This window comes from Paraflavisolibacter caeni (genome assembly GCF_025628885.1).
In the GTDB taxonomy this organism is placed as follows: domain Bacteria; phylum Bacteroidota; class Bacteroidia; order Chitinophagales; family Chitinophagaceae; genus Flavisolibacter; species Flavisolibacter caeni.
Map to the genome: position 1 here is coordinate 1 of NZ_JAOTIF010000038.1, position 23,201 is coordinate 23,201.

13 protein-coding genes are annotated in these 23,201 nt (G+C 41.7%); 3 read left to right on the forward strand and 10 right to left on the reverse strand.

What is annotated here, in order from left to right:
* Positions 1-325: 325 nt before the first annotated feature.
* The 3 genes from OCK74_RS25895 (at position 326) to OCK74_RS25905 (ending at position 2,612) form a co-directional block, all read left to right on the forward strand.
* The gene (locus OCK74_RS25895) at positions 326-715 is read left to right on the forward strand and encodes a hypothetical protein (RefSeq protein WP_279300020.1); all 390 of its coding nucleotides are present in this window, start codon (positions 326-328) and stop codon (positions 713-715) included.
* A 161-nt stretch (positions 716-876) separates the two neighbouring features.
* Entirely contained in the window at positions 877-1,395 is a 519-nt protein-coding gene (locus OCK74_RS25900) for a PH domain-containing protein (RefSeq protein WP_279300021.1), read from the forward strand.
* A gap of 152 nt (positions 1,396-1,547) precedes the next feature.
* Positions 1,548-2,612: a thioredoxin-like domain-containing protein gene (locus OCK74_RS25905; RefSeq protein ID WP_279300022.1), complete on the forward strand. Its 1,065-nt coding sequence runs from the start codon at positions 1,548-1,550 to the stop codon at positions 2,610-2,612.
* Between the two features lie 227 nt (positions 2,613-2,839).
* Here OCK74_RS25905 and OCK74_RS25910 read toward each other — a convergent pair whose 3' ends face one another.
* From OCK74_RS25910 to OCK74_RS25955, 10 genes are all read right to left on the reverse strand, one after another.
* Entirely contained in the window at positions 2,840-6,157 is a 3,318-nt protein-coding gene (locus OCK74_RS25910; protein ID WP_279300023.1) for a VCBS repeat-containing protein, read from the reverse strand.
* A gap of 44 nt (positions 6,158-6,201) precedes the next feature.
* Positions 6,202-9,555, reverse strand: a complete 3,354-nt coding sequence (locus tag OCK74_RS25915) for a VCBS repeat-containing protein (RefSeq protein ID WP_279300024.1) — start codon at positions 9,553-9,555, stop codon at positions 6,202-6,204.
* A 71-nt stretch (positions 9,556-9,626) separates the two neighbouring features.
* A complete protein-coding gene (locus tag OCK74_RS25920) occupies positions 9,627-11,183 on the reverse strand; it encodes a RagB/SusD family nutrient uptake outer membrane protein (protein ID WP_279300025.1) in 1,557 nt (518 codons plus the stop codon).
* Between the two features lie 18 nt (positions 11,184-11,201).
* On the reverse strand, positions 11,202-14,162 hold the full coding sequence (locus tag OCK74_RS25925) for a SusC/RagA family TonB-linked outer membrane protein (RefSeq protein WP_279300026.1): 2,961 nt from the start codon (positions 14,160-14,162) through the stop codon (positions 11,202-11,204).
* A gap of 339 nt (positions 14,163-14,501) precedes the next feature.
* Positions 14,502-16,331 (reverse strand): SusE domain-containing protein, encoded by a 1,830-nt coding sequence (locus OCK74_RS25930; RefSeq protein ID WP_279300027.1) that lies wholly within the window; start codon positions 16,329-16,331, stop codon positions 14,502-14,504.
* A gap of 11 nt (positions 16,332-16,342) precedes the next feature.
* Complete coding sequence (locus tag OCK74_RS25935; protein ID WP_279300028.1) at positions 16,343-17,137, reverse strand: hypothetical protein; 795 nt, start codon at positions 17,135-17,137, stop codon at positions 16,343-16,345.
* Positions 17,138-17,149: 12 nt separating this feature from the next.
* Positions 17,150-17,656 carry a DUF5004 domain-containing protein gene (locus tag OCK74_RS25940; RefSeq protein ID WP_279300029.1) on the reverse strand — a complete coding sequence of 169 codons (507 nt, stop codon included), beginning with the start codon at positions 17,654-17,656 and terminating at the stop codon, positions 17,150-17,152.
* Positions 17,657-17,678: 22 nt separating this feature from the next.
* Positions 17,679-19,052 carry a RagB/SusD family nutrient uptake outer membrane protein gene (locus OCK74_RS25945; protein WP_279300030.1) on the reverse strand — a complete coding sequence of 458 codons (1,374 nt, stop codon included), beginning with the start codon at positions 19,050-19,052 and terminating at the stop codon, positions 17,679-17,681.
* Between the two features lie 20 nt (positions 19,053-19,072).
* Complete coding sequence (locus tag OCK74_RS25950) at positions 19,073-22,147, reverse strand: SusC/RagA family TonB-linked outer membrane protein (protein WP_279300031.1); 3,075 nt, start codon at positions 22,145-22,147, stop codon at positions 19,073-19,075.
* 337 nt (positions 22,148-22,484) lie between these two features.
* Positions 22,485-23,201 (reverse strand): NUDIX hydrolase, encoded by a 717-nt coding sequence (locus OCK74_RS25955; RefSeq protein WP_279300032.1) that lies wholly within the window; start codon positions 23,199-23,201, stop codon positions 22,485-22,487.

Sequence of the window (23,201 nt, forward strand, 5' to 3'; positions counted from 1 at the left end):
CCTTCAACCCAATCGCTTTATTTGACCCGCTAATACAGAAACAGAAATTCTATTTACACAAACAACTAAAGGCTACCAACAGTGGTCTACTTTTTTAAAGTATCCTGATACGCTCATCAGGATTTAGCGCAGGAGATAAGTGCAGCTGATACATTGAAATTAAAGGGATAAAAGTTGTATTGGCGAAAGTTTTCTGGGAGGGGAAAACTTTCGTTTTTTGGGTTAAGCGTTTCAGAATGAATGGCGTTTTAAAATTGTTTTGAGATTAGCAGGGGTTAAAACTTTCCCATATTTTTGAGTTAGACGCAACAGTTCGCCATTCTTTATGGAATATTCAATCAAGTATGTCACCCGCATTTTATCTAAGAATGAATATCAAAATGAGTTTGACCTCATAATTAATCTACTGCAACAACATCGCATAGGTCAAGTCGAATTGCTATTTGGGTTTGCTTGGGGAAATGAATATGGAGATTGGACTCCCCTTTTAACTCACCCAGCCGATATTAGAAAAGAAATTCAAAAAGCACAGAGTACTGGAGCTGGCAGTTTCGGAAGCGATGATTTGTTTATGACATTGTCTGACCTGGAGACAGAATTACTTTTTTGCCATGAAAATGACGTTCATTTAGCATATAATCAAGATAACCCAATTGCAGGAGCAATTCTTGAAGGTTGGAGAAAAAAGGGGTTATTGCATCCGAGCTGCGTCTAACAGCCAGTTTGCTACAATATTGGCTACTGAACATCTTGTAAACACCCGTAATTCTAATTATCTTCACCTCTAAACTAAACTACCGTAACACAGACTGCCACTCCTGCAATGCAAGCTGTAACTCGTTAGCCGCAACCAATCCATGCCTAAACTATTGCCTTATGAATAACTCTTTATATAAGTTCAACCTAACAGCTAAGCAACAGTTCTTGGTGCTTATCCCCTTCTTCCTCATCAATATTGCCATAAGCATTGGAGCTTTTTATTTTTTTGAAAGTCCCAATACCACAGCAATCCTTATTGGTGCTGCTGTTGTTTTTGTCCTCAATGTACTTCCTGTTTTAATTCTCCATATACAGTACCTGTTCAAAGGGCACAATTCTGTAGCCATAGACACCCAGAACAGAACCATTGAACTACAGGGCAGTGGTAGTAATAAAAAATACAGCTTGGACGACATAGCCTCATTTGATTATTACGCAACTCATGGGCACTGCTCTAAAAGGGGCAGCAGTTTGTGGTACACCTTTGACCCCTACAGGTTTTACAAGATTACTTTCAAAGACAATCATGTCGCATACATCACTTGCCTTAGCATAAATGACATTGAAAATACACTTGAACCCCTTTTGGGCTTGCAGGCCGAGTGGAGATTTAGAGCCATCCCATTGCTTTATTAACCAACAAAGCGGTTAACAACTATGTTGCCGGCATGCAGACCAAGTACTATCTTTAAGCTGTAAACCACTATTCAACAACAAAACAAAGTTGAAGCTGCTGGAACCCAGACTGCCTGCCCTGCGGTAACAACTGAGAACGTTATATGCAAGCTATGAGATCTTTAATAGTAAGTCTAATATTTCTACTGTTTCCTGCTTTCAATTATGCTCAAAGTCAGACCTTTGAAGTTTTCGGTACTATTAGCGGAGAGCATAATAGCAGAATCTATCTTTTCTATGATGGTAATTACAAGCAAAGAGATAGTATTAGTGCCGAAATAAAAAATGGCAAGTTTTACTTTAAGGCTACTGCTCCTTTACCGATTCAAGCCAGATTTCATTTAGATCACCAATCCTTTATCCAAGATGTTTATATAGATAGCAAAAAGACATACTTCACCTGTACCAATAAAATCAATATCTATGGGAAGGACAAGGACACTATGAATATGTTTACAGTAGTTAGCGTAAAAGGCTCTAAAACTGAAGTGTTAAAAAGAGGTTTTGAAGATTGGCTGACTTCACTTAAGGCTTCAGACAAAACTGATGATGAAAAAAACCAGGAGTATTACGATAGACTTTTTGACCTGGTAAGCAAGAACCCAAAAAGCAAAATAAGTCCTTATCTTATCGGAAAGGCGACCAGCTTACGCTATTCACAGGTTAACACCTTAAGCAGCTTGATTGACACTTCTTTAAAAAGCACCTTTGAAGGGAAAGGTATTCCAAAGCTGCTCAATAACTTAGATAAGTCGAAGAACAAAGCTATAGGTACAGCATTTTTAGACGTAACACTAAAGGATACTGTCGGTGCAATGCTAAACACTCAGAATCTAAGAGGAAAATTTATTCTTGTAGATTTCTGGGCATCTTGGTGTAAGCCATGTAGAGAAGCCAACCCTGCTTTAAAAGTGTTGTATAGCAAAGTAAAAGATAAGGGATTTGAAATACTTGGTGTTTCCTTTGATAAAGATGAAGACAAATGGAAAACTGCTATTGTGAAGGACGGTCTACCGTGGATGCAAGTGGTTGATGAAAAAGGAGCATTTGGTGCATTAGGTAAGCACTATGAAATTGAGGCAATTCCTCAAAGCATACTCCTAGACAGAGAAGGAAAGATAATTGGTGTGGGGCTCACTGCAAAAGAGATAGAGGAAACATTGAACAAACTTATGTAGCAAGCCTGCATATAATCGAGTAAGTTATTGGATTTTTTAAACCTGTCATACGTCAGAAGAAATTTAAACAAAGCACAATTACTTACTCAACCTGCTTTTAAAGTATTGTATAAAGAGCAACGCTGGATTGACATGATCAAACAACTAAATTAATAAAACGGTATACAATAATTGCATTGCTAAAAGCGTGGCCCGACATTGTACTCATTACTTTTCCATTTACCGATTTAAGGGGCTGGGTGGAGTACTTTGACGCTGTCGTTGTTCTGTACCAGCACATAGGCTTCCTTGTTGGCAAGGGTCAGTTTCCGTATGTGGCGTACCTGGCCTTTGAGGATCACGCCATTTAAAGACTGGTATTCGAAATTGCCGTGGCCTTTATTAATCAACAGTGTTCCATAGTCGGCGTCATAACGCCCCATCTGGATGGTATTATCGTAAAAATTGCCTCCCATGAAAACATCTGGGAGGTGGTCGTTATTGGCATTGACTATGACGGCATCTTTATAACAGGTTAATTGTGCCTGCCAGGGCAATTCACGGACGGTGAATTTCCAGTTTCCCTCGTTTATGAGCACTGCATTTGAAAAATAATCAGCAGTCAAGACCTGGGCATTTTTCAGTTTGTCTTCGGTGAACAGCTCCTTCAAAGAGGCTTTTGCGAAGTCTTCCGCATAGAGGAACTTCTTTTTCAGGATTGGGATTTGTTTTTCCAGTTCAGCCTTGCTGGCGAATGGAATTTCTTTGCCGCCCAGGTAATAAGTGAGGATCTGCTCTTTTTTCCCATTGCCATCGAAGTCATTATAATACAACCTCACCGGACTGTTTTCGTCCGCTTTCAGACGATTGTTTTTACCCAGGTTACCTGCAATCAAATCAATATCTCCATCACCATCTATATCAATGGATAGCGTAAAGTTCCACCACCCTTTTTTTTCTGTCAGCATTTTTTTTACAAACCTCCCCTTCTCATTGATCAATGCGCAAATGCCATCCCACTCCAATGCCAAAACCAGATCGCTGTCACCATCCTTGTCGACATCGCACCAAACAGCACCCTTGACAAAGCCCACATTAGCAAGATCACGACACCATTGGGGCGTAACATCTTTGAACCTGCCCTGGCCATCGTTTTGCAACAAATAAGAACGAGGCACCTGGCCGTATTCCCAAGGCACGGCCCTGCCGCCAATAAACAAATCAACAGCTCCATCACCCGTAAAATCGTAAGGCACAACACAGGAGGCCGTAAGGTAAAGACCGGTAAAGGCATCCTCTTTTCTAACCAAGCCACCTTTGCCATCGTTGATATAAACACGAGGCATCAAATGCTCGTCTGTACCGTAATACTCATTACCACCACTTGCTATTACAAGATCTAAATGATTATCGTTGTTGACATCAGCCCAGACAGCATCCACATCTTCATAAGTACTGTCTTTATCTATTCCGGGCTGACTTGACTTCTTAAACTTACCTGAAGGCTGCTGCACAAACAGAACACTCTTTGTGCCTTTAGATGAACCAATAAACACATCCTCTCTCCCATCTCCATTTGCATCGCCAACTGTCAAAGCAGGCCCTTCGCGTGAAACCATATGCGGGATCAGGGGCTCCCGGTCAAATTCTACAAAAGGGTTTTCTTCATGCCGGTGCAGCAGGTTGACTTGCCGGGTAATGTCCTGAACCTGAAAAGCAGCATTTGATCTTTTTGAAGTAAGCGTATGATAATTGAATTGTTGTAACCCTGGCTTGTAACCAATCCTGATTTGTGATGACCGAAGCGGGACCGGAATTAACTGGTAAGTATTATCGGGCCAGATCAATACCATAGAATCAACCTTTGTTTTGTTCAATCCAATATGAATGGGTATTTCCATACTGGATTGAAAACCTTTGGCCTCATATTTCTCGTAGGTACGCATCTCTCCTGCCGCAAAAACAATCACTCTCGCCCCTACTGCATTTCTATTACCGCCAGGCCCATTCAACGTTATTTCTACAAAAGCGCTGCCTTTATCATCATTGCTCCTGTTTTGGTATAACAGAGCAGGCTCATCGATGTCATTCACTACAAGGTCAAGGTCGCCATCATTATCAAAGTCTGCATAAACAGCACCATTAGAAAATGTAGCGACAGCACCATCAATCCTGTTCTTGCTGTCTTCGAACAAGGCAGCGCCTTTATTCCTAAAAAACTGGTTTGGAAGTTTAATTTGAGGGAAGTTGTTGATCATAGTCATTTCCTTTTCACTCACACTATTTGCCTGTATTTTGCCTTGCATGTCTTTGTTGGAAACAAAGTTGACATAATCAATATCATTCAAACGCCTGGGTATGCCGTTGGAAACAAACAGGTCTTTCAGTCCATCATTGTCAAAGTCCATCCAAAGAGGCGCCCATGACCAGTCTGTAGCGTACACACCAGCATACATACCCACCTCGCTGAACATGCCATTACCCCGGTTCAACTGCAGGCAGTTGTTAGGGTATTGAGGAGCGTATCCATAAGCCAGCTTCATGTTGAAAACGTTGTATTCGTCTTCACCCAGCGACCGTTTTAAAATATAGGGATCGTAAGGCATCATATCAAGCGAGATGATCTCCGGAAGCGCATCGTTGTTGATATCAGCAATGTCAACCCCCATGGAAAACTTACTGGTATGCCCAATGCAATTGGTCAGGTCTTCTTTGAAAGTGCCATTGTGCTGGTTGATGTAGAGGTAATCATTTTCATGGAAGTCATTGCCTATATAAATGTCAGGATAGCCATCGAGGTTGATGTCTGAAATAGCAATACCGAGACCGTAGCCTATGGAGGAGGAGTTGATGCCGGATGGACGGGTGACATCAGTAAAATGGCTCATACTTTCATTTCGATATAACCGATCGCCAGAAAGTGAGTCATATGTACCGAGAAACATCTTGCGTTCTGCAAAGCTGCCGTTCTGGTGTACTGCATGATTCAGAAGATACATATCGAGATCGCCGTCCAGGTCATAGTCAAAGAATGCGGCTTGTGTACTGAAGCCAGCAAAGTCCAGACCGTACTCTTTGGCTTTATCTACATATACCGGTATGCCGTTCTTTATACCCTGGCAAATCAGAAATTGATTCCGGCCATGCAGGGTTTCATAATGCCCGACCTTACACACATATATATCCAATAATCCATCGCTATTAATATCCACTACAGAAACGCCGGTGGACCAGCCACCATCCTGCGGAATGGCAGCTTCAGCAGTAACGTCTTTGAACTGCAAGCCACCTTTGTTGAGATAAAGCTTGTTATCGCCCTGGTTAGATGCGAAGAATAGATCGATCAAACCATCGTTATTGAAGTCACCCGCACCAACACCTGCGCCATTATAGAAGTACATATAATTAAACATGTTGAACTCCGGGGTTGTCGTCAGTTTATTGGTGAAATGCAGTCCTGTTTGCGTATGATCCAAAACTGTAAAAAGAGGAGGTTCAGCTTGTGGCGTATGGCAACTGTACAAGATGAACAGGAAAAGGGTGATATGAATGCATCTATAAACCACGAATGCGCATGATTATAAAAGAATTGAAGATTGATTTTTAACCACTATAACTGTTTTGATGGCGTATCCTTCTTTCTCACAAACATCTCAGGCTTTTCATTATTCCTTAGCCATAACCAATAATGCTTATCCTTACCTTTTACTTCTACAATATCTCTTACTTCGCCAGTTACTTCCACACCTGATTCAATAGTACTGAGGTATTGAAATGTTCTTTTGCCCTTATTCAACAACACATGCCCAAAGCTGGCATCGAGGCGTGAAAACTGGGGCAGCAAGCCTAACTTGTTTCCACCCATTATTAAATCGGGTTTACCATCGTTGTTGATATCGCTAATATTGATTGCATTGACGGATGACAATTGCACCATTAAAGGCAGCTTCTGAATGGAAAAATTTCCCTTCCCCTCATTGAAAGCAACAATGGTAGAAGCATCATTAAATTGCTTTACTATACTTTGACTCAGCACATTTTCCTTAAACAATTCCTGAATGGATCTTTTGGCAAAGTCCGCATGCCGGAGATTTTGCTTGCGCAGGGAAACAACCTGCTCTGTAACCTCTCTTTTCAGAAATACAGGCATATCTCGTTCATTGATTGTACGTGTAATAATTTTCTCCACTGCGCCATTCGCATCAAAGTCATTCATCCATAATTTAACAGGATGGGTTGCATCAGGTTTCAGGTAAAAGTTTTCACCAATGTTTCCCATCACCAGGTCCTGATCGCCATCACCATCCAAATCAGCTGCAGCAACAGTTTGCCACCAGCCATGCAGGTTCTGCAAGTTGGTGCTCACTTCTTTGAAGCTGTTGTTTTGAAAAGTAAACACATGAGGGGCCATCCATTCTCCAACAATGACCAGGTCTTCTCTTTTATCACCAGTAACATCAACCCAAGCAGCACCTGTTACCATGCCTATATAAGCAAGGGATGAACCCATTGTTTTGGTAACATCTGTAAAATTGCCATGCCCATTGTTCACATACAAATGGCTTTGAGGAGACATACCATAATTCTGAGGAACACTGCGGCTACCAACAAAAAGATCAAGGTCTCCGTCGCCATCAAAATCATTGGCCGCTACCACGGATGTGTTCATACCACTGAAAGGCAAGGCATTTACATCAATTTCGAAGTTTCCTTTCCCGTCATTGATGTACAACCGATCCTGGTACTCACGGCCCTGAGCAGGCATGTGGTTTCCACCTGAACCCACAAAAAGGTCCAAATCTTTATCACCATCCGCATCAAAGAACAGTGCTGTCACATCTTCAAAAAGAGCATGCCGCTCAAAAACGGGTACATGCTTTTTTTCAAAGCCTTTAGCTGTCTGTAAGTATAATTGTCCTGCCTGGCCTGCAGCTCCGCAGATATACACATCATCCCAACCATCTCCATTCACATCACCAACTGCGGCCTTGGGGCCTTCACGGGAAAGCATTTCCGGAATATTACGTTCATTGTAGAAATCTGCATATTGATCTTCCTGGTGCTTCTCAAAATTATTTTGAACAGAGTCGAACAATACATGAGCACCACTTTGCACAAAGCCAGCTGCTGTACCCGATCCAGGTATATGATTGGATACCTGGATCACCCCATCAGCAGTTTGTTTCACCAGATGTACTTTGTTTTTCTGAGGTGCGGTCATTTTGAACATTGAACGATCTGGCCAGGTGATCACAACCGAATCAATAGCCGTATGTTTACCCAGGCCTATGATCGTTTTATAATCCACAGAAGACTGGAAGCCACGGTTGGGCATAATTTCACGGGAAAGTATCTCCTTGCCAGCGTAGACCTTTATTGTACTGCCCACAGCAAAAGTATTTGGCGCTGTTCCTCTTAACAGAAAACCTATGTAATCATTGCCTTGCTGCTCCCGGCTGTTGTTCTTATATACAAAGGCTTTTTGATTGACATTGTTCACTACCAGGTCAAGGTCCCCGTCATTATCCAGGTCGCCATAAGCAGCACCATTGGAAAATGAAGGCTGGTTCAATCCCCAGGCAGCACTTTGATCAGAGAAGCGAAGACTGTCCAAATTCCTGAACATCTTATTGGGCAAAGGTTGAGAAGGCATTTTATTAATGATCTCATCTATCTCCTCTTTTTTGCCTGTCATGACCATGCGTTGAATGATCTCATCGGCAAAGAAATCGATAAAGTCCTGGTCTGTCATATCATGATATATACCATTAGCAACGAAAATATCTAACAGGCCATCATTATCAGCATCCAGCATTAACCCACCCCAACTCCAGTCGGAGGCAGCCACACCGCTGAAAAATCCTGTTTCCAAAAACTTACCAGCCCTGTTATTGACCTGCAGCGTATTTTGCATGTACTGGTTATAAAAGCCTGAACGAATTTTTATCTGGTTGGTTTCATAAGTTTCAAAAGAAGTAGTGGTGCGCAGGCGGTAATCATCATCAGGAAGCATGTCGGTAGTGAAGATATCCGGATAGCCATCATTATTGATATCGCCGATATCGGCGCCCATGGAAAAATTGCTGATGTGTTGCATACAATTTACCAGGTCTTCCTTGAATGTACCATTCTTTTGATTGAGATAGAGGTAATCCCGTTCAAAAAAGTCATTGCTGATATAAATATCAGGGTAATTGTCCCCGTTTACATCGCCAATTGTAACGCCAAGCCCGAAACCAATCAGGCTGCCATAGATATGAGCCTGCTGGCTGACGTCTGTAAACCTGCCATTGTCATTCCTCAACAGCTTATCACCGCCACCTTTCAGGAAATCCGCCACTGGCCAATCCTCTGCCCTGACTTCGCGTTTATTTGCATAATTCAGGGTATTCACTGGTATAAAGCTGTTTTTCAGAATATAACAGTCAAGGTCGCCATCCAAATCATAGTCAAAGAAGGCCGCATGAGTGGTATAGCCAGATTCATTAAGACCATATTCTTTTGCGCTTTCCGTAAAAGTGAGATCATGGTTATTGATGTATAATTCGTTTTCATTGCTGATACCTTTCTGATAGCCTGAATTGCATACGTAGATATCCAACCAACCGTCGCCATTGACGTCAGCAAAGACAACGCCTGTACCCCACTTACCATTATTGGTAAATCCAGCGTTAGCAGTAATGTCCTGGAATTGAAAATTGCCCTTATTCAAATAGAGCTTGTTACTCCCCATATTGGCCGTAAAAAAAACATCAGCCAGCCCATCGTTATTGATATCACCAATGGCAGCACCGCCACCGTTGTAAAAGTTGCGATAGACAAAGATGTTAAACTCCTTAGTATTATGGATATTATTGGCAAAATCAATACCTGTATGTTCCATCAACTGGAACAGAGGTTTGGATGGTTGCTTCTGGCAGGAACATAGGATTAGTATAATAGACAGATAAACGGGAATTTTCATGGCGGCGCGATAATTAACAAAGAAAAAGGTCATGTTTGAATGACCTTTTTCTTTATTTGAGAAGTTACGAATTATTGAGTATAACCATCATTTTGCTTTAAATTCGGATTGACGGCTAAAGCCGTATTTGGTATAGGGAACAACAAACACTTCTTAGGTGACACGTTTGGCTTTAAAGCATTAGGTTGTAAAAATGTACCAAAGCGGATCATATCTTGCCTTCTTGAACTTTCCCAGTAAAGCTCACGGCCTCTTTCATCGTATATTGAAGTGAGGTTGAGGGTAGTCAATGAAGATGCGCCACGTTTAGTTCTTATTTGATTAACCAATGGCAAAGCATTGGCAACATCATTATTTTTTCTTATCAATGCTTCTGCTTTCATTAATAAAACATCAGCATACCTGTAGAAGACCCAATCGTTATCAGGGTTTGTCTTATCTGTATAACCCTTTTCTGGATCATAATCCGGAGCATACTTGAGTACCCGGATTCCGGTTGTTTCCAGGTTTGGTCCTGTCTCTACAAGTTTTACATCTCTTGTAAAGGCAAGCGGAGCACCACCGCGCTGCTTTATCTGGTTACCACTTGCATCAAATTGCTGCCCAATCAAAAATCCAAGTCTCAAGCCGGTTTTGTCAGTTATACCAGGATAAGATACTCCCCTTCTTGTATCACTGGCTTCAAATTTATCATAGAAATCTGCAAGTGTAGTAAACCCATTCCAACCATCTGGTTTTTGGTTGTAATGCAAAGTGGAACGCCATGCTGTTTTTACTCTATTTCCATTATCTCCTTTACTCCGAGGATTCCCTTCTATGTTTTCTAAGGTAAAGATATTTTCTTTAGAAATTGCATTATTGTTCGGAGCAAAATTGTCAAAAAAGTTATTCGCCAAAGTATAACCAGTAATTTCATTTGCCAGGCTGATGACTTTATCCATGTCTTCGACAGCAAAAGTGGGTGCTTCCCTGTTTGCAAAAACACCTTTATTTAAATAGCATTTCATTAACAATACGCGCGCTGCATTTTTATTGGCCTGGTAAGCAGGAACACTGGCACCTTCTGGAAGGCTAGGCAAAATGGCATTCAGCTCACTAATAATAAAATTAATTGCATCTACCCCATTCAATACTTTTGGCGCATTTAACAGGTTTTCACCTGGTTCCCTGAATGGTACTTGTCCGAATAAATCCGCTACAGAAAACATGGCAAAAGCTCTCAAAAACCTAGCTTCAGCAGCCTGCTGAGTTGACGGTTGAAAATTCAAAGTATTTGTTGCACTAAACACGACCTTTAAAAGAGAGTTAAAGGCACCATTGATACGCGGATTTTCTGAATTCCATGTATGGCTATGCAATGCAATCCAGTTACCGTTATCCCCCCAGTCAGTACCCCTTGTAGGGGGAACAGCTTCGTCCGTGGAATGTTCTGAAAGTCCCCATACGTTATCAGCATTTACATATGCTTCACTTAGGCCATCATACGCTGTGATCAGCAGAGCATTCACGTCTGCAATTTGTTGCGCCTGATCATATGTTGCACTTCCTCTTAACTCTTCATCCAGTTTAGTGCAACTAAAGAAACTGAAGGCGAGTAGCAGAATGAGTGACAATAATTTATATTTCATAATTATATTTTTAAAGCATCATAATGAAAAGTTTACACCCAGTGTAATCGTTCTTGCAGGTGGATAAGGAATGTATTCAATTCCAAAAGAAGGGACGTCATCTACATTTTTATCAGTATTCACTTCTGGATCAAACCCGTTATAGTTTGTGAGTACAAACAGGTTCTGACCAGTAATATAGACGTTTACGTTTCTAAACTCTTTTCCAAGATTACCAAAATTATAGCTCAGGGTTGCATTTGCTAATTTCATATAATTACCTTTTTCCAGATACCTTGAAGATGTAAATACAGAATTAGACAGACTTTCCTTTGGTTCTGAATTAGCTAAAGAAGCCGCTATATTACGTCCGCCCTGTAAATTACCTATTGGCAAAACTGTATTCAGTGTGTTATTATAAATATCATGACCAAATGCACCATTCATATTAACAGTCACTGTAAACTTCTTATAACTGAAATCTGTACTGATACCAAGGAGCACGTCAGGATTGGGATCACCAATAAAGAACGATGTGTTACCATTATCTGTGTATGTACTGAACCCAGTAGTTTTGTCTATCCCTAAAAATTCTCTAACATAAAAAGCATTGAGCGGATGGCCATTCTCTAACCTTTGCACCCTTGAACCAGAAGCTCCTTGCCCGCTAATATCACCTGTCAAAACGGTCGGACCATTGTAATTTTTCAACTCATTATCAAGGAAGGAAGCATTCACACCCAAGTTCCAATTGATATCCTTTTCACTCATAAGGACGCCGTTTAAACTCACTTCGACCCCTGAATTAATGACTTCTCCCGGAAGGTTGATCCAATACTTGGTTGCGGGTGCAGGCTGAATGGCATCAAATTGAAACAATAAGTCCGTAGTTTTTTTGCGGAAATAATCAATTGAACCAGACAGACGATCTTTGAAAACACCAAAATCTACACCTATGTTCTCTGTCGTCGATTTTTCCCATTTCAGATCGGGATTGGCTACGTTTTCCTGTGAAAATGTACCCGGATCAAATTTATACCTTTCCTGGGACGCCCCTGCCGGGAACTCCTGGTTTCCCGTCTGGCCCCATCCCAATCTCAACTTAAGGTTGGAGAAAGCTCCGCCTTGCATAAAACTTTCATTTTTAATATTCCAGGCTGCAGCAAATGAGGGAAAGTAACCATACCTGTTGTTTTCACCGAATTTACTGGAACCATCGGCCCGGAAAGTTGCTGTTAACACATATTTGTCCCGGTAATTACCCACAGCTCTTGCAAAGAAGGATTGCAACTCTGAAATAGGATCAGCAAATGATTTTATAACCCGGCTGGTAGGATCACTGTTTTGGATATAATTGGTGTAATCAATCGCATCAGTAAGAAAACCCTTCCCTTCCATTGAAGCACCTTTATTATCAAACTTTTGGTATTCATATCCTAGCAATGCAGTCAGGTGGAACTCATCAGAGATGGCTCTGACAAAATTTAATGTTTGTGTTAACTGTTGTGTAGTCAGCTCATTATTTCCTTGAAATGCATAACCTTTGCCTTGAATATCGGGTATATTTATAAATGAGGCAATTTCACTTCTTCTAACGCCAACCCCATGATTAATGCTGTACAACAATCTATATTCGAGGTTCTTAGTCAGCTTATAATACGGAGAAATGCTCGCAAGGATGTTTGTGATGTTAGAAATATCGTCATATGCCTCAGACATTGCCAGTGGATTCACCGTAGTACCCTGTAAAATATTCAAGGAATCATTAGCTTTTCGTAAAGGAAGCGTGGGATTCCAAAACAGGGCCTGGCCGATTAAACTACCCTCAAACCCTGCATTATTAGTTACCGGTGCAATCTGTTCCGTATTATGAGAAGAAATAACATTCAGATCAAGACCCAGTTTTTTACTTTCCAGGAATTTAAATTGAGAATTTAAATTCACTGTATATTTTTTAAAACTGGATTTTTCAACAATTCCCTGCTGGTTGAGATAACCTGCAGAAATCCGGTACCGACCGTTCTCTGTACCGCCCCCCATAGAGATATTATAATTCTGAGTATAGGCCGTTCTCAGGATAGCATCCATGGCATCCACATCACCACCAAAATCGTTAGACGCGGGTGCATTAAAATCCGCCAAAGCTTTCCTGTATTCAGAAGCGTTTAAAACATCATAGTTATTCATGATATTACTGACACCACCTGAAACACTTACATCTAATTTGGGAGCGCCAGACTGCCCTTTCTTGGTTGTAATGATTACTACACCATTGGCACCTCTTGATCCGTAAATGGCAGTTGCAGATGCATCTTTTAAAACATCAATAGAAGCAACATCATTCGTATTAATGAAATTCAAAGGGTTAGCATTAGGTGTATTTGAAATTGTAGGCAACTTTAAATCCGGCCTTGCAGTCCTGCCATCCAGAGGTACTCCATCTACAACATACAGTGGTTGTCCGCCAGCTCTTACAGAAGCAGTCCCCCTGATCCTTACAGTGGTTGCCCCGCCGGGAGCTCCACTATTGTTCACAACCTGTACACCAGCCACTTTACCCTGGATCAACTGGTCTGGCGCAGTTTGAACGCCTTTATTAAAATTTTTGGCATTTACTGTTGCCACAGAACCTGTAATATCTTTACGCCTGACAGTACCATATCCTACTACAACTATTTCATTCAGATTTGAAGCGGAAGTAGCCAACGAAATATTAAATGTATTACCGGTTATAGGTTCTTCTTTTGTACCATATCCGACCGCCGTAAATATCAAGGTCTTTGCATTTTCAGGAACTGACAAGGTAAAGTTTCCTTCAGTGCCTGTAGTGGTTCCAATATTAGTACCTTTTACAGAAATAGAAACTCCGGGAATTGCAGAGTTGTCTTTTGTGTCTGTTACCTTACCGGAAACTAATTTGTTTTGCGCAAGTACCATTTGAGAAGAACATAAAATGGCTATAAAAAGCCATTTGACTTGAAGCAATCGTAGTAGGTTCATATTGCAGAGGTTTACTGTTTGCTTTTTTTACCTCTTATTCGTGGTGGTGAATGGTGCAGCTCTTATAGGGAGGAATGTCTCTGTTGGGTACGGGTATAGAATACGGGCAATTAATAGACAAGCTTAGGAGTCAAAATGCTGCAATATATTTATTGCCGTCAAAGGAAATTTTCTTACTCATCTAAAGTTCGTAAAAATTTCAATTATTATTCTCATCCAATTGTAACAAATGGTTCAAAACAAAACATGTTTTGAACCATTTGAAATAGACCATTCACCAGGCAGAAAGTTAACTGATCACTAATCAAACTTTCCCAGTAACATGATGCGCCAGTTCTGTTATGGATGAATCGTCACCGTTTGTGTTTGTTCATCCAGCTCAATAGTATAAACGCCTGTGGATGCCGGTGTTTTAAAATTTTTATCGCCATCCCATTTAAGTTTACGATTCACGTTTGTTCCGGCTGTGCCAGCGTCGCCATTGTCTTCATAATCCAAAGCGCCCCAGGCATCACCAGCCAGGAATTTAATTTCTTTGTCACCTACCAATGTAGTGGTCAATGTCCATTTGCCATTACCGGCATATGTCATTTGAGGGGAAGCACCGGGATTCCAGGCAGCAACACCCTGTAAACCATCTCCAACAACCCGCATTTCGGCTGCCGGTGATATTTGGTATTTGATATCATTTACGTTACGGCCATCCCAGATAATGCGGTATCTCCCACCAGATGTGATATTCGGGAAGTTAGGGCCATTTACCTCCATTGTTGCAGGGGATGCACTAGCTGAGCCATAACTACGGGTTTCTGTAACCGTTTTACTGCCATCATTCCACTGGTCATTATCCATCATTTTCCATCCACCAGCAGCCAGGCTTTGAATACCAACAAACACGTTATCGCCTGCAAATCCAAGAGCAGTTGTTGGGAAGACATTGGCGGGTGTCCATCCGGCAGCTGTCGCATCGCCAACTAATCCCATACGGCCTTGGCTGATATCATACTTCATGGCGGTTCGATTGACTGATATCCGGTATACGCCGGCAGTAGTTATTTTAAAATTATTTGAGCCATTCAGAATCAGATCGCCACCTGAAGAGCTACCATAATTTACATCCCAGGAACGGCCCTGGGTGATCTTAAACTCTGCACCAGCAGGCAGGTACATATAGGCATAGTACATATTATTGGTAAGACCGGTGCGCATATCACGAATCATTTCAGGTGCTGTGGCAGGAGTCCAGTCATTGCCATAACCTGAGGCAGCCTGGTAACTCCCCGGCATGTATAAACGGACTTCACGTAAAATGCTTAATGTATTGATATAGTCTGACTGCTGGTTCCAGCTTCCACTATTTGCCACCACCGTCCATTTCAGATCGGTAGGCTGGCCAAGGTTGGTAAAACCATATTTCATCAGCGTATCACTGATTTGCTGATAAGGTATAGCAGCCAGTGTATCGACACCATTATTATTAGAAGTGATCGTAAATAAAGGTTTGCTCCAGTCGACAGGCACTTCATTATTATTAGCATCTAACTTTCTTTCTGCAAACAGCACTTTATATTTCACTGCAGGACCGCCAGCAGCCGGGCTGGACTTTGTCCAGTTCAGCTTTAATGATTGGGTAGTGGAACCTGGATCAATAGCAATTGGTGTAGTAGCTGAAACAGGACCCAGCAGTAAAAATGGGGTAGCACCGTCTTTGAAGCGGGTAATTGCAATACTGAACACATCAGCAGAACGCAACTGAGTTGACCCGTTATCGGCAACCACACTCCAGATCAAGTCAGTCTTAGCCCCATCTGCAATGCCTTTAGCTTTTAAAGCATCGTCCAACTGTTTGAAGGTAAGTGTCAATTTTGTGCTTTTTCCCGCATTGTCTGATGGTAATTCCAATAAAGGCTTTTCTAAATCACCTCCTTTTAAAGCGGCTATCAATTTGTAAGTTGGCGCGATATCGATACCAGGCTTTGAAGCTGACCATGCGAGCTCAATTTTTTCAGCCGGCGTGGCAGCATTCAATACATAAGAAGAACTATTGGCAGGCTGGGCAATCTTAAACGTGCCCAATGCCTCCCCGGTAACAGTGTTGTCAAAATCAGCTTTATTACAGGCAAACAGAACAATTATGAATGCCAAAAGTGAAAACAATATTTTTCTCATGGTAAGTCATTTTATTTGAGGTCGCTAAATGGAACTTCTGTTTCGCTTGTAGAAACATTAGACGTTTTACCATCAGTATCCAGGATGGTACCGTTGAACTTGTATTTGAATGATTTCAGCTTTGTACCGCCTGGCAATACAATTGTTGCCTGGGTCGGAATGAAAGTAGCCGACCAGATGCTGCCATTATTCCTAACAGGGACATTATTCAATGTACCAACAGCTACGGCTGGATTACCATCATTGTAAAAAGTAACGGTAACCGAAGCAGGGGTCATGCGTGAGGTATTTACATCGGTAGCCAGTGATTTATCCAGGTTCACTGTAATTACATCCTCAACACCAACTTTAGCGGGGAAATTGCGAAATAATGTAGGGGTAAAAATCAAAGGTTCAAAAGCATACGGCTTATAATCCGGCGATTGCTTGCTCCCTGTTTTACTTTTGAGTAAGAAGCCGAAATCCTTTAATTGTGCCGGTGTTTGTCCAAACAATTCTGTGGCAGTAAACGTGAACTTCCACTTGTTTGTCCCTGCCGCAGTCATTTTAGCAGCATCAGAAGAATTACCCCAGGAACCATTTACATTACCATCTTTGTTGGGATAAGCAGCGTTTCCGCTAACACTGGCATTGCTGAAAATCCAAATATAGGCTTCAGTTTCACCAGCCATGGGTGTGCCCGTAACATCAACAGTTATTGTAACCGGATCTATAGCTGTAAAGGTTGGCGGACCAAAACTCACTTGCGCATTTGTTCTTGCAAAAGCAAATGCAGTAATCAGCAGGAGCAGAAATATCTTTTTCATGGTAGAATAGTATTATTGTTTTACAAATTCATAATCGTAAGTAAGGGCGACTTTTTTTGTGGCCAGGTCGACCTTTGTCTGCCTGAGCTTAAACGATGAATTGAATGAACGCGGATAAGAGCCTATCTGCATCTTCGTTGTATCTGTTCCATTGATAAAAGAAATTGTCTTTGGATTCTTCACATCATCTACTTCCCATTTGCCTGTATTAGAGCGGATGATCTTTGGAGATGCACCCGGAACAGCTGTATATGTGCCAGAAGCCCCGGAAGCACCATCAAGTGTTAACTTATATTGTGTATAAGGGAAAATAGATGTCAAATCCGTGGTTACAAATGGAGAATTTTTTATTTCCGCACCTTCATCTTTTTGAATAACACTTCTTAATGTCCAGTTACCAATAAGACTAGAAGTCACATTACCTGAATCTGGTAATGCATCATACTCTTCAGGGCTGCAGTTAACGAACACTAAAGTGGCCATGACTGCAATGGGAAATATGTTTCTAAATATTTTCATGATTGTAATTTTGGGTAGTTAATTAATTGCAGCCGCCTTCTATATTCATAATAAAATTGGTGTTACCTGAATGCTCACCTTGCGGGAATTGCAGCACCAATCCAGGACAGAAGGCTGAAGCACCGCGTCTGTCTGGTGATGCGTTTGTGCGAGCAGTTATACGTTTGATTTCCTGCAACCTGTTTCCTTCACCAATCAGTTCCAGCTCCCTCTGAATGCGGGTTACTCTTATTACATCAGCAGCACTTGCATTTGCAGGCAGATTCATGCTTGTACCTGCATAAGCACGGGAAAGTATATCATTGATATCTCCAATAGCAATGGCCAGGTTGGCACTACCTAATTCCGCTCCGCTTTCTGCCCTGATCAGTTTTATTTCAGTAAGATGAATAATAGATACATTAAACTGGTTGGCATTGTATTTAGTGATAGGATGGTAACCGTTGATCGTTGTGTACCAGGCGGCCCTTTGGTCTCCCGGCTGTGTTGCCAGGTTAAAGAACTGGTCGGTCACCTTGAAGTCGTTGTTAGGGCTAAAGTTGGTACCATCGCTTCGATAGCGGTCGCGTAATTCACTACCGGGCTCTAATACACTTTGGGTGTTTTTAAAGCCATAGATGATTTCCTTTGAATCACTGAGGCTAAAGCGCTTTGTCTGCATATTGTCCATCGCAAACTTGTTGCTGCTGATGACCTGGTTAGCATAATCAAAAGCCTTTGCAAAATTGTTTTGTTGGAAATAAACTTTGGCCAGGACTGCCTTTGCAGACCATTTGCTTGGATAACCCAAAACTGGTGCATCTGGCAACAGTTGTTCAGCTGCTTGCAAATCAGCAACTACAAAGTCATATACCTGTTTTACAGTAGAACGGTCGATAACATCAATATTTGGTGCTGTACGGACAGGCACACCTAAATGTGAATTGTCAGCAGAAAAGCCCCAAGGTTGCGCCCACATGCGCACTGCTTCAAAATGCATCAGCCCCCTGATAAACTTTGCCTCGCCTTCAATTTTATTTTTATTGCCTGAAGCAAGACTCAGTTTTTCCAGCACTTTATTTGCCCTGTATATATTTTGGTAGATGCGGGTGTAGGTATCATTCTTAAAGGCTCCGAAAATAGACGTCCGGCGGTTGTATATTTCGCCGTTGTCTTCTGTATATAAGACGCCATTTACTTCATCAGACATCAGGTCGTTTATAAACCAAAGGCGGCCATTATAAATCTCAGTTGCCTGTGTATTAAAGGTACCATTCAGGAAAGCCTGTAAGCTAGCTTCATCCACAAGTGCCTCGTCTTCCTGCAGCTTGCCTTGTGGTGGCTTTTCCAAGAACTTTTTACAGCCTGTAAAGGATATAGCAGCAACAAGCATCAACAACAATTTTATTGTACGCATACTTAAATGTTTCAGATTAATTAAAAGGTTACGTTTACACCAAAAACAACAGACTTTTGTTGGGGTGGCGTTAAGTAAGACACATTAGGACTCATATTCCTGTCCTGTGCATTTTCGAAGTCACGAGCTATTTCCGGATCGCCTCCAGGGTATTTGGTAAAGGTGAGCAGATTCATTCCTGTTACAAAAACCCTGGCTCCTTTTATTTTCAGCTTGTTGATTGCATCCTTATGCAATGAGTACGATAAAGTAAGTTCCCGCATGCGAAGGAAAGAAGCATCATACAAAAACAAGGTGCTGTTGTATTGCCATTCTGAACTCAAACCATCATACATGCTGGTAGTCATTGTTAATCGGGGGTATTTAGCACCATCACCAGGAGCTCTCCAATGATCAAGATTATCGCGGCGAATGTTCCAGTCGGTTACAACACCTGCCTGGCGCTTGGCAGCACCGTCATAAATATTCCCTCCAATCACATAAGTAAACAAGGTGCTTAATTCCACCCCTTTGTAAGAAACAGAGCTATTCAATCCGCCAAGATAATCAGGGATGACACTACCCACGGCAACACGATGATCTAAAGAAAAAGTCTTGGTAAGCTTTCCGTCTTTGTCTAACCAGATTGGCAAACCATCATCAGGATCAACGCCATAGAAACGAGCGACATAATTGGTACCTACAGGATATCCAACAATAATACGGGTATCATTCGTACCACCGCCAATAGCATCTGCAGAAAGTGCACCCAGGCTCTTTACTTCATTGTAGTTCTTTGAGATGTTACCCCCAACGCTCCACTTCCAATCTGGCTTATCAACGATCTTTGCATTTAAGCTTAATTCGATACCATTATTTATGATCTTACCACCATCCAGGTTTCTGTAAGCATCTGCATAACCTGAAGAAGGCATGATACCTGCATTGATCAACTGGTCAACGGTGGTTTTATTATAATAGGACAATTCACCGGTAAGGCGGCTCTTTGAAAGTGCGAATTCAAGGCCAAAGTCAAAGTTGCGCAGCTCTTCCCATCTTAAATTTGGATTGCCTATATTTTCAGGATAAAGTGTAGGATTGCCATTATAAGGAGAACCACCAACATTATAACGGTAGTAATATGAACCAGAAGGAATATTGGCGTTACCTACAATACCATAACTACCTCTTAGTTTCAGGAAGTTGATAAACTGTAAGTCTTTAATAAAATCTTCTTCACTGAGTATCCATGCGGCAGAACCTGATGGGAAAAACCCATGTTTATAATTGGGGCCGAATTTTGAAGAACCGTCATAACGTGCCTGAAGTTGGAAAAAGAATTTATTAAACAGGTTGTAATTAATACGTCCGAAGAAACTATTGAAAGTCCAGTGGTCTCTTTCACGCTCGGCGAAATTCGGTCTTGAAGCCGGGTGTGTTTTAAAATGATCAATGCTATCATGGTATAAATTCATCTGTTCCCAGAATGGCTTATCAGTGTTTGCATAGATCTCACCGTTATATTCATTGATAACATTCTCCTGAACTTCAACACCACCAAGGAAATTGAACTTATGACCCTCGTTCAATGAATAATTATATTGTGCAGTCCCGGTAAACACTTTATTGGTCCCCCAAATAGGGTTGGCTTTTGCAATACCAGGAATATCTGTACGGTTCAACCAGTTTTGCGACTCAAACTGCATATCAGTAGAGTTCAGGTAATCAAGAGAACCTGCCGCCCGTAAAATCAGATCTTTAATTGGCATGTATTCGAATGTCAAGCCAGCCAGGTAGCGGTTATCTATATTTCTCCACTTCGTTTCATTCAGCCTGCGCACAGGATTAGCGCCTCCTGTCCAATAGGAACCATCTTTTTTGTAAACCGGGTAAATAGGCAAAGCATAACTCAATGCATCACCTACACCTCCAGCCCAGGCTGCAGGCACCCGTTTATTATCACCCCTGTTCCAACCCGCAGTAAGTGAAGCCTTCAGGTTTGGTAGAAACTGATAATCCATGTTTAGCCTGGCACTAAAGCGTGCATAAGCATTGCCTTTGATATAGCTCTCATTATTTCCATAGTTAAGACCTGCGTAAGTTTTCAGCTTTTTACCACCCATGTTCATGCTTAATGCATGTTCATTAATAAAGCCGGTTTGTGTTACCAGGTTCCACCAATCTGTATTGGTATTTTGAGCATCAGCCCACGTGATACCAGAAGGCAGAGGAGCATAACCTGTATTTCCGTCATTGATCCAGGCTTCCTGGCGGGCCTGCAACCATTCTGCTCCACTCAGGAATTTAGGTTTAGATGTATAAGTGGCAAATCCAATTTTATTGTTGTAATTAAAAGATGGTTTGCCACTCTTACCTCTTTTGGTAGTGATCAATATAACGCCATTGGCACCTCGACTACCATAAATACCTGTTGCACCTGCATCTTTGAGAATTTCTATTGATTCAATATCATTCGGGTTGATGGCAGCCAGCGGATTTTGGTTCATGCCACCACTATTGGAACGTAAAAAGTTATCCTGTATAATAGGAATTCCATCTACAACATAAAGCGGATCTCCACCGGCACTAATTGATGCGATGCCTCTTACACGCACTACGCTCCCGCTGCCGGCAAGACCGCTACCCTGTGTTACCTGAACACCAGCGGCTTTACCCTGCAATGCTGCTTCAAAAGAAGGTGCAGGTATTGATGTGATCTTCTCAGAGCCCACTTTTGTAATAGCCCCTGTAACATCACGTCTTCTTTGTGTTCCATAACCAATTACCACCACCTCATTCAAATTTGAGGCGGTAGCCTGTAAGGTCACATTAATTTTTTCCTGGACTCCAACGCTCATTTCCTGCTGTCCATAGCCAACAGAAGAAATCACAATCGAATTTGCATTTGCAGGAACACTGATCGTATAGCGCCCCTCGGCATCAGTTACTGTAGCCACTTTTGTGCCTTTAACAGTAACAGTGGCCCGCGGCAAACCAAGGCCGGCAGCATCGGTTACGCGTCCCGTAATTGTCTTTGTTTGTGCGTAAAGAAGGTGGGAGAAAAGAAATAGGAGTGCAATGAGCACACTAAAGTGTTTCAACTTTCTCAAATCCATAGCAAGCAATTTATTTTTTTAAGAAGTGGTACTCGTTTCAACAAGTACCAGATGAATGAAAGCTCAACAAAACTATGTGTATTCGATACACAATGCAAGAAATCGTTAAGATTTTTTTCAAGAAAATCTCTTGCTAATTTTTTATAATCTATAAATGATTATTTGTTAAACGAGCGGCATTTATTTTCACTGAAAATTGCCAAAAACAATTGATCCTATCTCAATCCTGTGGCATGTAGAAAGGGGATGATCACAAAAGATTCATGATCAACAATAGGCATAAGGAATTGAGGTTTGGCAATAAATGCCGCTCTTTAAACAGATCAAACGGGTGAGATTAAGAGATCTCGTGCAACTCTTTTTTACCGTGCCGTAATAATTCATCTTTCAACTTGTACAGCTTCCCCGGACGGTGCGGAACATCTTCTTCCATTTCATTCAGATCTTCCAGCCAATTTTTAAGGCTGATCCTCTTTCTGAAATTCCGGCGGTCTAATTCAACGCCCAGTATGGCTTCATTAACATCCTGCAGTTCACGCAGCGAAAACTTACCGGGCAGCAGGTTAAAGACAACAGGCTGCTCCATCACTTTTTCCTGCAGGCGTTGCAAGCAAGTATCTAAAATCAGTTTATGGTCAAAGGCCATTTTACTCAACTCAAATACCGGGTGCCAGTGCAATTCGTTATCAGTGAGGCGTAGTTGGTGGTTGGTGATATCAATTAAAGAATAATAAGCGATGGTGATTACCCTACCCGACGGGTGGCGGTTGACGCTGCCAAAAGCATGCACCTGCTCCAGGTAAACATCATTAAGGCCAGTCCTTTGCTGCAATACCCGGTAAGAGGCATCATCAATATCTTCATCCACCCGCACAAAATCGCCTGGTAAAGACCACAATCCCATAAATTCCTGCAAGTCAGATTTTATCACCAAAACCTTTAACTGTTTCTGCTCATAGCCAAACAAAACACAGTCTACAGAGGTAGCAATATTGAAATACTCGAGGTGACTACTCTTTTCAATTGCTGCTGTTTTCAGAATTTGTTGTGCCAT

Coding starts and splice junctions, on each gene's coding strand:
- OCK74_RS25895 (WP_279300020.1), top strand. CDS start 326: ATGGAATATTCAATCAAGTATGTCACCCGCATTTTATCTAAGAATGAA.
- OCK74_RS25900 (WP_279300021.1), top strand. CDS start 877: ATGAATAACTCTTTATATAAGTTCAACCTAACAGCTAAGCAACAGTTC.
- OCK74_RS25905 (WP_279300022.1), top strand. CDS start 1,548: ATGAGATCTTTAATAGTAAGTCTAATATTTCTACTGTTTCCTGCTTTC.
- OCK74_RS25915 (WP_279300024.1), bottom strand. CDS start 9,555: ATGAAAATTCCCGTTTATCTGTCTATTATACTAATCCTATGTTCCTGC.
- OCK74_RS25920 (WP_279300025.1), bottom strand. CDS start 11,183: ATGAAATATAAATTATTGTCACTCATTCTGCTACTCGCCTTCAGTTTC.
- OCK74_RS25925 (WP_279300026.1), bottom strand. CDS start 14,162: ATGAACCTACTACGATTGCTTCAAGTCAAATGGCTTTTTATAGCCATT.
- OCK74_RS25930 (WP_279300027.1), bottom strand. CDS start 16,331: ATGAGAAAAATATTGTTTTCACTTTTGGCATTCATAATTGTTCTGTTT.
- OCK74_RS25935 (WP_279300028.1), bottom strand. CDS start 17,137: ATGAAAAAGATATTTCTGCTCCTGCTGATTACTGCATTTGCTTTTGCA.
- OCK74_RS25940 (WP_279300029.1), bottom strand. CDS start 17,656: ATGAAAATATTTAGAAACATATTTCCCATTGCAGTCATGGCCACTTTA.
- OCK74_RS25945 (WP_279300030.1), bottom strand. CDS start 19,052: ATGCGTACAATAAAATTGTTGTTGATGCTTGTTGCTGCTATATCCTTT.
- OCK74_RS25950 (WP_279300031.1), bottom strand. CDS start 22,147: ATGGATTTGAGAAAGTTGAAACACTTTAGTGTGCTCATTGCACTCCTA.
- OCK74_RS25955 (WP_279300032.1), bottom strand. CDS start 23,201: ATGGCACAACAAATTCTGAAAACAGCAGCAATTGAAAAGAGTAGTCAC.